A 12,355-nucleotide genomic window follows, 5' to 3' on the forward strand; every position below is an offset into this window, starting at 1 on the left:
GCAATAAACCTAGCCTTCTGGCTAATCCCGCTCTATCGTTTCTATCTTAGCATGTCACATCACAGTGAAATTTCTTTCATTTTAACAATTTTTTATAAGATTTTAAGTAAAAAAAGAAACCTACATCCTAATTGATTGCTCAGTTGCATTCAGATAGAATATAGGTTTTCCAAGTGGACTAATTCATTATAATGGCGGCTGCACCAATAGCAATTTCCCAAGCTGAATGACCGTTTGATCATACCAAGTTGGATGCTGCCGAACATGCTCCATACTTCTTTCATTGCCGGCTGCCTCAAAAACGGCCGCTTTATCTGTCTTCTCGTGGTCAACTTCGAAACGAATGGTATGTTTCCCATTTGGTAGCTCCGGTAAGAAAACATACTGATTGCGATTATGATCGTTATATGGTGTGAATCGATCAATAAGGAAGGGTTCCCCTCCATCCACCGACACCTTCAATCTGCCGGAATCCGGCCCCCCGATATCGAATAATCCGATGTGGGTTCCCTCAAATTCCACTGTGATCGTCTCTCCGGGATCGACTGCTCGCCATAGACCGGGGAACAACCAATCGTACTCACGCACTAAAGGAAAATCATCAGGGGTCATGTAAGACCAACCTGCGGAAAAATGAGTAAAAATATCCAGTGGCAGTATGGTTGCATACTCCCAAGGATTGGCCGGGACCAAAGGGTCCTGCTGCAAGTGATGTTCGACCTTTCCCACGTGATCTCGAAGTTCTTTCATTTTCTCAAACGACCGTGTGATTGTATCTGTGTAAATCTGATGTCCTTCGGGAATCGTTGGATGGATGGAATCATGTGTAAAAATAACGGCTCCGGGGATGGACACGTCTTCCCTTGAAGTAAAAATAAGCTTTCCATCTGAAACCAATTGACTGACCGCTACACCCAGATGAATCGAAGGAATACCATAATAGTCGGCGACTTCATCTTGCATAAGAGCTCCCTTCTGGTATTCGCCGGATTGAAATGAGGTCAAATCCCGCTCCTTAACCGTATATACAAACAGGATATCCGTAAAACGGCTCCGCTTGCGGATCTGTCGGACAATTCCTTCGATTCGCGCTTTGGATTCGGGAACTCCCCCATCGTTTCCAACAAATTCAACAAATACGAGATCAGGCTGATGACTCAGTACATCTGTCTCCAAACGGGCGCAGCCGAGGTCCGATCCTGTCCCATCAATGCCTGCATTCACAGAGCGGATATCTGCATCGGGATATTGCCCTCGCAGCCAATCCGCTGTCATGACCCTGTATCCTTCAGAACGCGTATTACTGCCGCCAAAATAGACGATTGTTACGGTTTCCCCATTTTCCAACTTCTGAATGACATTAGGCAGCCCTCTTCGAGGGAAATAATCCTTCATCGCGACTTCACCCGCCCTCACTTAGCGTTTTTAGGAGCAAAAAATTTTACAGCAAACACTTCATAATAAGGCGAACCATACGTTGCAGAGAAATCAAACCGGATTCGGGTTACCCCTTTTGCATGCACCTGATGTTTATTCAACGAAAGATAATTACCACGGATATTAATTTCACTCTCGCTTCCATCTTCTAAGGTTAAGGTCACATCATAATCTTGGATAAGTGGCTCGATCGGATCGTCAAAATGCTCCAAATTCAGCTGCGAATTAAGGACAAGATGGATTTCGTCTACATTTTTGGGGCTTGCAAAACCAAATTCCAACCATTCCTGCCCTTCCGTGCGTTCAGAAATCCAGCCGTTCGGCAGACCATAAGGTCTGGAGAAGCCGTTGACGACACTCTCAGGATAATACATATTTTGAGATGGCAATAGGTCTTTGAAACAAATGCTTTTATTAAGCTTCTTCAACCTGGAAGGCACTTCTGGTCTATAATGGAAGCTGACCGCTCCTGTCAACTTCTCTTCATTGCCATGTACGGCAAGGCTCGCCGGGCCTTCCAAAACGATGTAGATTTTGTCGTCAGCCGGCTTCTCGCAGCCCAGGTCCAGCGTAATCCAGTCATCATGGCCCGCTGAAATAAGCAAGTGATAGTCTTTCAGCTCGCTGGTGGGAATATAGTTTTCCTTCCGCTCCCCGCCAAACAGCTTTACATGCAACGTTTCCGCATGCTCGGACCTGTTTTTAATTTTGATTCGCACGCTTTCAGCCACCGATGTCTGAATTGGCAAGACCAAACATAACGCTTTCTCCAAGGAGATCTCTTCAGTTGGCTCAGGATTATCATAGCTGCGCTGAGACGAGGCACGAATCGTTAATCCGTCAGCGAAATAAGGTTCCAACTGCTCCTGAAGCCCTACAATCGTTTGCCCGTCACGAAGCAGCTGCTTTTGAAGCTCACCCATATGCTCTTTGACTATGGACGCGGGGTCTGTCTCATATTTCAAGCATAACGCCGCAGCCGTTCCTACCGCCTGCCCCATACAACCGCAGGTTGCCATGACCCTTGTAGAACCGAAAGCCACATGGGTAGCGCTTATATTGCGGCCAGCGAACATCAGATTAGGAATGTTGCGTGAAAATAAGCTGCGGAAAGGGATATTATACAATCCGGGCACGAAATTCCACGCTGTAGCAGGCCCTTCATCGTAGATGCCTTTGTTCGCATGCAGATCCATATACCAGCCCCCGACGGATACCGCATCTTCGAAATGCGGCTTTCCTGTAAGATCGTTCTGAGACAGCATGTGCTCCCCGATAAACCGCCTCGACTCCCGCTTACCGGGAATTGGGCATACATAATCCAAGATGAGATTATCCACATCATCAAACTCGCCGCTATTTTTGATATAATCCCATATCCCATACACCAATTTTCGCAGTTCCAATGCGATGTCTTCATTATTCTTGATAATATCCATATGTCCGCCGTATTCCAGCCACCACAATCCGCCCAGCCCGTTGATTTTCCTTGGAAAAGACCGATGGTTTAAGCCTTTTCTGATACTATCGAAAAATTCCAGCTTCGTAATGTCATACGCAAAGCCTGGTCTTTTGTAAGGAACGGAATAGTTTACGTCACGGGCTTGAAACAGAATCGTATCGCCCATAGTGTAATGATCCGCCACTTCTGGAGCGAGCTCCTCGTTGTATTCATGCTTCGCCTCTCTTCCCCATCGGAAGTGAGCACCTGCTTGGTATCCAACAATTCCATCGCCGGAGCAATCGATATAGGTTGGGCTTTCAAAACGAAATTTTCTTTCGGAAGCTAATTGAAGGCCTTCCACCCATTTAATTCTGCCGTTCTCCATGCCCGTTTCATGTACACATGTATTCAGAAATAGAGAAATGTTAGGCTCATCATAAACCATGTCGAGCAAGACCGTATCCGAAAGCGAAAGCATAAGCTTCTTGTTGTATAACGGATTATAATGAAAGATCTTCAGCTTGAGTTCTTCTACCAACCCGCCCTCGCGGGCATAATAGGATGGACTGTTTCCGAGATATGCCGACCCGTTGATATGAACTCTCACCTCGCTGCTCGCATTTCCCCCAAGCACCGGCCGATCATTAATAAGTGAAACCTGCAGACCTTGGCGTGCAGCTGCAATGGCAGCGCATATCCCTGCAATACCTCCACCTACGACGGTTACATCTGCTTTCATAAGCTCCATTTTGATAACCTCCATGATTAGATGCTTCTATCATGGTAATGGTTTTGGCCCTTTTTTTTTTACAGGATTTCGCGAAAAAATCATACATTTTTTGCATCCTTATTTGGATTCGTACCGTGTCATTTTTATCCGATATTGCTTAGGCGTATCACCCGTATATTCTTTAAACAGTTTGCAAAAGTAACCTTCATTGACGATGCCTACTTCCTCGCACAATTCCAATAAAGAATAATCCCGGACGTTTAACAACTCGAGAGCGAGATGGATTTTTTTACGGTTGATATAGCTGATCACGCCTTCGTTCATTGTTTTTTTGAATAAGCTGCTAAAATACGATGGCGCTAGATTCACTTCCTCCGCAATTGCCTCCAACGTTAAGCGTTGTTTCAGGTTTTTCTCTATAAAATGCATAGCACTCATGATCTCTGCACGATGTAATAGTTGGCCCGCGTGTACGTATTCGAAGGTGAAGTCGCCAATATAGGAGAGCTGCTCCTGAAAAACCATAAATTCCATGGGGAAGTCCGAAACTTCCGTGGCCATCTTATTCCCTGATTTAAACTTTACGGTAATGTCTCTGTACAAGTCTCTAATCATTGGAGCCATGATAGACTTGTGGATTTTATGGTCCGTAACAAATTGGTTCAGATCGGCAAGTGCATTCTCCAGCTCTTCCTTGGAAATCTTCCTTTTCAGCCGCATAAGAAAATCAGCCAGCTTTTGCTGAAAGTCTGCTTTTTTGTCATTATGGTATTGGAACCGATGCATCGGTGTTTTTACTACTTTCTCGGTATGATAATAGAAATCCTCACTCACATTTTTAGCTTCCGTGTACGCCTGTTTGATCGATTCCCAGCCTCGGTGTGGACCACCGAAAGCGACAGATACCCTTTGATTCAAATATTGATGCAAATGAGAGACGATCTGCCCTCCCAAGGATAGGCAAGCATATTCCGTTTCCATATCACTGCGGTTATTTTCCCAGGATAAAAAGCCAATAAAACGATTATCGGAAAGATCCGCAGCTACCCCACTACCACCATTCATCACCGTTTCTTCGATGATATTCGTAATCGCATATTTCAAGATGCTTTGATCTGCGGCAGTGTATTCGTTTCGGAAACTTTCATACGTATTCATTTCGACGATGAAGCAGCAATAGTTGGCTTGAAAGAAATGAAACTGCATGCGATTAGCAAAATCCGATGCCCGATGAGAAGGAATTTCGCCTCTGATCAGTTCGTTAAAAAATTGCTTGCGCACTCTATATTTATTTTCAAGCACGGATACGTTTAACGATTGAAATTCCGCTTCTTTTTTCTTAAACTCATTTAATATTCCGGCTGCCTTATCCAAAGCTCGATTCAAATCCGTTTCCCTCAGCGGAACCTTTACAATGTACTCCAATACGTTGGCTTGAATAGCTCGCTGGGCGTATTCAAAGGATGAATAGGCGGTCAAAAGTATGTATTGGGTATGGGGGAGCTCCGCCTTGAGCTGCTCAATCATGGAGATTCCGTCCATTCGCGGCATAACGATATCGGATATGACGATGTCCGGCTTAAGTCTTAAAATCTCCTCGATCCCATTCAGCCCATTATTCGCTTTGCCCACTAGAACAAATCGCTTATCCCTATGAGAGAGTTCATTAAAAAACAATTCCAATCTTTGAATGATCAGGTCTTCATCGTCAACAATGAAGCAGGTATAGTCTCTCACCATTATGAATCTCCTTTTTGCAATTCTGCCGGGAATAAAGCGCGCACACGGGTTATTTCCTTAGGTATGCTAATGATTTGCAGTCCGAATTGATCTCCGTAGTGAAGTCTTATTCGGCCATGAATATTATTTAGCCCGATTCTTTTCCTTTTTACTTCCATTTCACTCGGTTCTGAGATTAAAATATGCTTTATTTTATCAGCTGGAATTCCCTCGCCTTGATCAACAACTTCTATGATGACAATACCGTCCTCCCTGTACGCATGAATCGTAATAGGCCCCTCAATTGCCCCTCCGTTATAACCATGGAAGATGCTATTCTCTACAAGCGGCTGCAGCAGCATTCGAAAAACAGGGAAATCCATTAACCCTGCTTCGATATGTTCAATCAAGTGGAAGTTTCGGTTATACCGAATGTTCTGGATCTCGATATAATCCGCTACATTGCGTAGTTCCTGACGTAAGGAAACCTTCTCTGAAGCATCGTCTATCCCGTATTCCAATAATGAAATGAGCGATCCGATTACCACATCTACTTTCTCTATTTGTCCGAGACGTATAACGTTGCTGATCGAACCCAGTGTGTTATACAGAAAATGAGGATTAATTTGAGACTGCAGCACCTGGATTTCCAACTTCCGCTCAAGCTCATTATGAAGTTCCGCTCGCCGAATCAGTTCCACAATTTGCTGCAGCATACGATCGAATGCTCGTGAAAGATCTCCAAACTCATCGTTTCGATTAATCGTAATTGTCGTTGTGAGTAAGCCTTGCTCCACTTGCTTCATTTTTGTTTTGAGTGTATAGAGTGGTTTCCTTATATATTTGGCAACCAAAAAAGAAATGAACAAACTTAAGAGAAGACCTGCAGCTAGAAGCTCAATATAATAGATTTCCAATCTGGATAAAGCGGCTTTCAAGCGTGAATCATCATTGATTGAGATGATGGTCCAGTTGAATTTCTCCGTCGGTTTTTTCAGAAGGGAGACCGGAATGCCATCCATGGTATGCAGTTGAAGACTTGTTTCTGTCGTATCCAGGATTTGTTCCGCTGACGTTTCCCCGATCGAAAACGTATGATCTTGAATATTCAGTAGTCCTTTATTTCCAGAAAATCCGGCAATGATTTTACCTGACGCTGTGATCAGAGCCAGATTCATTTGTTCTTGTTTATTAATCTTGAACAAGGTTTCTTCAATAGCATTTAGATCCAAGTCAACCGCAATGGCCATAGGAAACGGAGCACCGTTCAGATATCGAACCATCGTAACGGTCCAGCCGGAATACTTCGATTTGTAAGGTTCACTAACAAAGGTAGTCCTTCTGTTCTTGTCGGCCGCATCAAACAAAGGTTCTCTTTCAGATAAAGGTTCATCGAATATTCGAGTAGCTGTACTTCCACCTAGAATGGATAAATCGCTTTTGATCAAATAAATATTACTGACGTAATTACTATTGAGTTCATACAGTTCTCTTAATTGTTTTTTAATCACTTCCGTATTGTCAATATTGGCTTTCACGGATGTTTCGACTGAGAAGAGAATCGTCTGGAAGGAGGAAAAATTAACAGTGAAGTACTGGTCTACCTTGTTAAGGATTTGGTTAGTGTAAAAAATGTCATTGGTTCTTATTTCCTTTTGGACATAGCGATAAGACAATTGGCTTATCAAGATGATGCACCCTAATACAAATGCAAACACGATCAAAAATAATTTTAAAGGCAAGCTGATTCTTCTTCGCATCGATCATCTTCCTTTTAGTTCCGTTTTAAACTAAGAATAGCATATGCTAATAAAGAGAGGGGCTACGAATAGCCACTCTCTTCGTTTATTTATTTTACTTGATAAGGCCGGCTTCTTTAAATTGTTTGATTGCTGTTTCCTTATATTTCTGCATGTCAAACTTGGTATCCAACGTTTGGAGGAAATTGTCCCAGTTGGAAAGAGGCTCTTTGCCCGTCATAAATTTAACTAAACTTTCATTAATGAAACGTGTGCGGTCAGCATCCAAGGTATCGCTGGGGTCTGGGGTCAATAAATTTCCGGGCAACGTTGGCCCTACATATTGCTGATTGTCCTTGAACGCTTCCGCTGTCTTCGGATTCTGGAAGCTGAAGTACTCCGCATCATCACCACGGCGTGGCATTCTGTAATGATCGACCCACAGGTACTTCTCTTTCATTTCCTTCGATAACTCGGAGGTTTTATTTTTGATCTTGCCGTCCACTACATCCCAATGAATACCTTTAATTCCGTATGCAAAATTCGGATAAGCTTCTTCGTCTGTAAAGAGATAATTCAGCATGGACAAGATTCGAATGATTTTGTCCTTATCCGCTTTCGCGGAAATGGCCCATGAATTGCCTTGGAATGATTTTCTCTCTACAATTTGATCACCATAAGGACCTTTCATCGGAGGAATGACGATCCATTCCGGCACCTCGCCACTAATTTCTTTCATTTTCTGCTGATAATCCGGCTCCAGCCTGCGGGCATCTCTGATCATGAAGCCAACTTTACCTTTAAACATCTTTTGGTCCAAAAGATCAGGCGAATTCATCGTCACCCAGTCTGGGTCTACCACTTTGGCTGCCATCATTTTGTTAATGTAAGCAAGCGCCTCTTTCATTTTGGGATCGATAAACAGGAATATCGGTTCATTATCTTTTATTTCAATGGCCGAAGGAGGATTGACGCCAAACATCCACATCAAGCTATCGAAGCCGTAGGTTTGCAGATTGCCTTCTTTGTTCATACCGCCGATGAATCCGTACGTATCGTTTTTGCCATTACCGTCCGGGTCTTTCTCTGTAAAGGCTTTCATAACTTCGAACAGCTCATCCGGTGTCGTCGGCACTTCCATATTCAGCTTTTTCAGCCAATCATTGCGAATGAAAAAGCTTCGGCTGATACCGTTAACATTATCATAGCCTGGAACTCCGATCGTTTTTCCTTGATAGGACATTGCCTCCCAAGAGTCGTTGCCAAACCGTTTCTGCAATTCAGGGAATTGATCCAGATACGGTGTCAAATCCACAAGAACGCCTTGGTCGTAATATTGCGCAAGATCAGCCCGACTCTTCAAGAAGATCAAATCTGGAATATCTCCGCCTGCAATGAGCGTATTCAGTTTGGTTGTTGCTTGCCCAGCTTGAGGAATCATCATATCCAAGTCGATGTTCATCTCTTTTTCCAACATTTGGCGTTGAACATCTTCATCACGTGGAGGTACCGGAGCGGCAGCGTTGAAAGTGCCTTGGTTAAACATTGAGATTTTCATTTTGGTTGCAAACTGGCCAGACTGCCCTTGCGAATTACTCGAAGTTGTCGATGTAACTTCTTCATTTCCCCCACATCCTGACAATAGCGTTCCCAGTCCTAAGATTGCCGACAGAATAGCAAATGAAATCTTTTTACGCTGCATATTGACCTCTCCTTTGCTTGTATATTATCACGGTTTCACCGTAATAAGTTAGGTTGGAACACCTTTTAACCCTTAACGGATCCCAAGAGCACACCTTTGGTAAAATGCTTTTGTAAAAATGGGTAAACGATCAAAATCGGAATCGTAGTCACAACAACTGTAGCCATCTGCACAGCAAACGTACTTACAGCTCCGGAATTGGCGAGCGACTCAGCGCTTTGTGTTGCGACGTTAAGCAGGATGTTGCGCAAGACGACTTGAAGCGGCATGAAGTTGGAATCATTGATATAAACAATGGCATCAAAATAACTGTTCCAATGTCCCACTGCGTAAAATAAAGAAATGGTGGAAATGACCGGCAAAGACAGTGGTAAAATGATCCGCCATAACGATTGAAGTTCACTGGCACCGTCAACCCTCGCTGATTCCTCGATTTCGCCAGGCAATTGCTCGAAAAAGCCTTTAATGATCACCAGATTGAATGCACTAATCAGATTTGGAATAATCAATACCCACGGACTGTTTAGCAGCCCCAGAGAGCGAATTAGCAGATAAGTCGGAATTAACCCCCCACTAAACATCATGGTAAACACAATGAATAGTAAAAACGGACTGCGTCCCGGCAAATATTTTTTGGATAACGGATAAGCTGCTAAGACCGTAAAAAGCACATTAAGCATTGTGCCTACAATCGTTCGAAACAACGTAATTTTATACGCCTGCCAGATCCCATGAGAGATGAATACTTCTTTATAGGCCAGAAAGGTAAAAGATTCTGGTATAATAACGATCCCTCTTCTTAACACTTCCGATTCTGGCGTCACTGAGACAGCAATCACATACAGAAAGGGTAGTAAGCAAAGTAGTGATAAAAAAATTAGAATAACATAAACGACGGATTGCCAGACTTTTTCCCCGATTGTCAAATTGATCATTTTAAAAACCACCTCACCAAATTTGCCCATCGAATTTTTTGGCGAGCTTATTTGCTGCCAAAACTAAACCAAATCCAATGACAGCTTTGAACAATCCTACGGCAGTAGCCAAGCCAATCTTAAGACGCTCCAACCCTTCACGGTATACCCATGTGTCGATAATGTCGATCTTCTCCTGATTAAAGGTGTTGGCAAACATGAATATTTGGTCAAAGCCAGCATCTAGAATATGGCTTAATTTAAGGATCAGCATCAGAATAATGACTCCTCGAATCCCTGGTAAAGTGATATGCCAGAGTTGTCTCCATTTGGAAGCGCCATCCATTCGAGCTGCTTCATATAAGCTTGGATCAATGCCTGCTAATGCGGCGAGGTACAGTATCGCTCCCCATCCTATGTCCTTCCATATTTCAGATGCGATGACCAGCAGTCTTCCCCAAGCAGGCTCCGTTAGAAATGAGATGGGCTGAAAACCACTTTCTTTCAAAATCATATTAAAAAGGCCATCGCCTGGAGCTAATAATGCTACCATCAATCCATATACAATGACCCAAGATAGAAAGTGGGGTAAATAAGTAATGGTTTGTACGATTTTCTTAAACCATTGGGTATGAACTTCATTGAGCAGTAAAGCAAGTAAGATGGGAGCGGAGAAACCGAACAATAACTTATAGAGCGATATAACAATCGTATTTTTCATGATGTCCCAGAAATAAACGCCGTTCATAAAATCCGTAAAATTTTTGAATCCCACCCACGGGCTATCCCATACTCCCAAAGCCAGGTTGTAGTTTTTAAAAGCAATCAATATTCCCGCCATAGGAATGTATTTGAATACGGCAAAGTAAATTAAGGCCGGTAATAAGAGAGCATACATCACTTTATATTTTTGGATCGTCCTTATCCATGACTTCCGCTTTTTGGAGAGGGGAATGGCGTCCGCTGCCAATTTCGCTTGCATATCATCACCTCGTCTTTGTTTGTATTTGTATATTAGCACCCCCCTATCGGATAAATTTCTGAAATTTCAAGAATTTCTTACAAGATATTAAGTAAGTTTACCGTCCCCTATTGTGGTCAGTGCCGAACAGTTGATAAATAGCCTATCTTGGACTTGTACCGCAAAAACTAACCTTCTTGGATAGTTAAGATTCAGGTTGATAAAAATTTTAAAAAAAACAAAAAAATCATCGTTGCCTGGTTTAGTACTTAGGCAACGATGATTTTTTTGTTAAATATAACATCGACAGCAAGACGTTTGTTTCATTCCGGTTAAGCTATTTTGTGAAATAATGTCCTTGTTCCAGATCTGCGAGAAGTCCTTGCTGGACTGGCTTCCAGCCGAGCAGCTCCTTCGTCCCTTCACTTGATCTTGCTAAGTCAAGCGACGCGATCATACCTAGAAAACCGAAGATGGCTTGCGCTTCTTCAGGCGGGATGCTGACTACCGGCACATCCACATGACGACCAATGACCGTGGCAATGTCGCTGAACGCAATGCCTTCATCGTGCACGCCATCCAGTCGTGCGCCTGCAGGCGCAGATTCTACAGCGAGGCGGAACAAAACTGCCGCATCCAAGCGATGAATCGCTGGCCAACGGTTAGAGCCGTCTCCAATGTAAGCCGAAGAACCTCTTTCCTGAGCGATCCGGATTAATTCCGGCACGAAGCCTTTATCTCCTTCTCCATGAACGGAAGGTGCAAGCGAGACGATCGATGCTCTCACGTCTTGTTCTATAAACGCAAGCGCTGCATCCTCCGATGCTTTGCCATTCGCATGTGCTGTGATAACAAGTGGTTTACCGGAGCCCGCGAGCCCCTCTCCCATTGCTTCGATGGCGCGAAGATCAGTTGCCAGTGATCCGGCGAAATTAGAAAAATCGTGGTTAAATGCGAGATGAATAACGCCGTCTGAAGTGGCTGCACAGCTGCGCAGTAAATCCAGATCCTCTAAAACACCGCGAGCCACCTCGGCTCCCAAGCTTTCTAATACGTGAGCACCACTCTCCGAACGGGTCAGGCCAACTACCTGATGGCCCGCACCGATGAGTTCGCTGACAACGGCTGTACCAATATAACCTGCTGCACCAGTAACGAATATACGCATAATATTTGAACGCCTCCTTAAGCATTTGACGAAGATATGACTTCAGTCTAAACTATGAAGTGAACTCTAAGGCAAGCGTTTGGAGGTATGATTTTATATGAAAATTCAAGAATTAGCAGATTTGATGGGTTTAACCCCTCACACCATTCGATTTTATGAGAAGGAAGGCTTGCTTGATAGCAGACATATTCAGCGCGAGAAGAATAATTACCGCAACTACTCAGACGAAGCCATTGATCGGTTAAAGCTGATTAAGAAATTTCAAGGCATCGGCTGTTCGTTAGCTGAGCTGAAGACAATTTTGCAGGATCATGATACGAACGCACGCACCAACCAAGAAGTAATCGAATGGATTCTTCAGAAGATCAATGAGATTGAACGCAAGAAGGACGAATACGATCATATGCTTGTAACGCTGAATTGGATGCTGACATACAGGAAGCTGTTGAATGAAGATCCACCACAAGCTGAGGCTATGATGGCCGAATTACGTCTTAAAATCAACATCTAGCTGTATAATTGTGAACAAGCTCTATGGACA

9 protein-coding genes are annotated in these 12,355 nt (G+C 43.6%); 1 reads left to right on the forward strand and 8 read right to left on the reverse strand.

The window, feature by feature from the left end; translation table 11 throughout:
* Positions 1-186 precede the first annotated feature (186 nt).
* From Q0V21_RS00270 to Q0V21_RS00305, 8 genes are all read right to left on the reverse strand, one after another.
* Positions 187-1,395: an SGNH/GDSL hydrolase family protein gene (locus tag Q0V21_RS00270; protein WP_301877032.1), complete on the reverse strand. Its 1,209-nt coding sequence runs from the start codon at positions 1,393-1,395 to the stop codon at positions 187-189.
* Between the two features lie 17 nt (positions 1,396-1,412).
* Positions 1,413-3,629 carry an FAD-dependent oxidoreductase gene (locus Q0V21_RS00275; protein WP_301877033.1) on the reverse strand — a complete coding sequence of 739 codons (2,217 nt, stop codon included), beginning with the start codon at positions 3,627-3,629 and terminating at the stop codon, positions 1,413-1,415.
* Positions 3,630-3,728: 99 nt separating this feature from the next.
* Positions 3,729-5,351 (reverse strand): response regulator transcription factor, encoded by a 1,623-nt coding sequence (locus Q0V21_RS00280; protein ID WP_301877035.1) that lies wholly within the window; start codon positions 5,349-5,351, stop codon positions 3,729-3,731.
* Entirely contained in the window at positions 5,351-7,018 is a 1,668-nt protein-coding gene (locus Q0V21_RS00285; RefSeq protein ID WP_301877037.1) for a sensor histidine kinase, read from the reverse strand. Before Q0V21_RS00285 ends, Q0V21_RS00280 begins: the two co-directional genes overlap by 1 nt.
* A 166-nt stretch (positions 7,019-7,184) precedes the next feature.
* Positions 7,185-8,771, reverse strand: coding sequence for an extracellular solute-binding protein (locus Q0V21_RS00290; RefSeq protein ID WP_301877038.1), 1,587 nt, complete (start codon positions 8,769-8,771; stop codon positions 7,185-7,187).
* A 65-nt stretch (positions 8,772-8,836) separates the two neighbouring features.
* On the reverse strand, positions 8,837-9,706 hold the full coding sequence (locus Q0V21_RS00295) for a carbohydrate ABC transporter permease (protein ID WP_285075529.1): 870 nt from the start codon (positions 9,704-9,706) through the stop codon (positions 8,837-8,839).
* Between the two features lie 13 nt (positions 9,707-9,719).
* Positions 9,720-10,667: an ABC transporter permease gene (locus Q0V21_RS00300; RefSeq protein ID WP_079345219.1), complete on the reverse strand. Its 948-nt coding sequence runs from the start codon at positions 10,665-10,667 to the stop codon at positions 9,720-9,722.
* A gap of 316 nt (positions 10,668-10,983) precedes the next feature.
* A complete protein-coding gene (locus Q0V21_RS00305) occupies positions 10,984-11,814 on the reverse strand; it encodes an SDR family oxidoreductase (protein WP_079345217.1) in 831 nt (276 codons plus the stop codon).
* Between the two features lie 97 nt (positions 11,815-11,911).
* On the opposite strand from Q0V21_RS00305, the gene Q0V21_RS00310 reads away from it, so the two are divergent.
* Entirely contained in the window at positions 11,912-12,325 is a 414-nt protein-coding gene (locus tag Q0V21_RS00310; RefSeq protein WP_301246794.1) for a MerR family transcriptional regulator, read from the forward strand.
* Positions 12,326-12,355: the final 30 nt, after the last annotated feature.

The organism is Paenibacillus sp. 11B, from assembly GCF_030487755.1.
In the GTDB taxonomy this organism is placed as follows: domain Bacteria; phylum Bacillota; class Bacilli; order Paenibacillales; family Paenibacillaceae; genus Paenibacillus; species Paenibacillus vandeheii.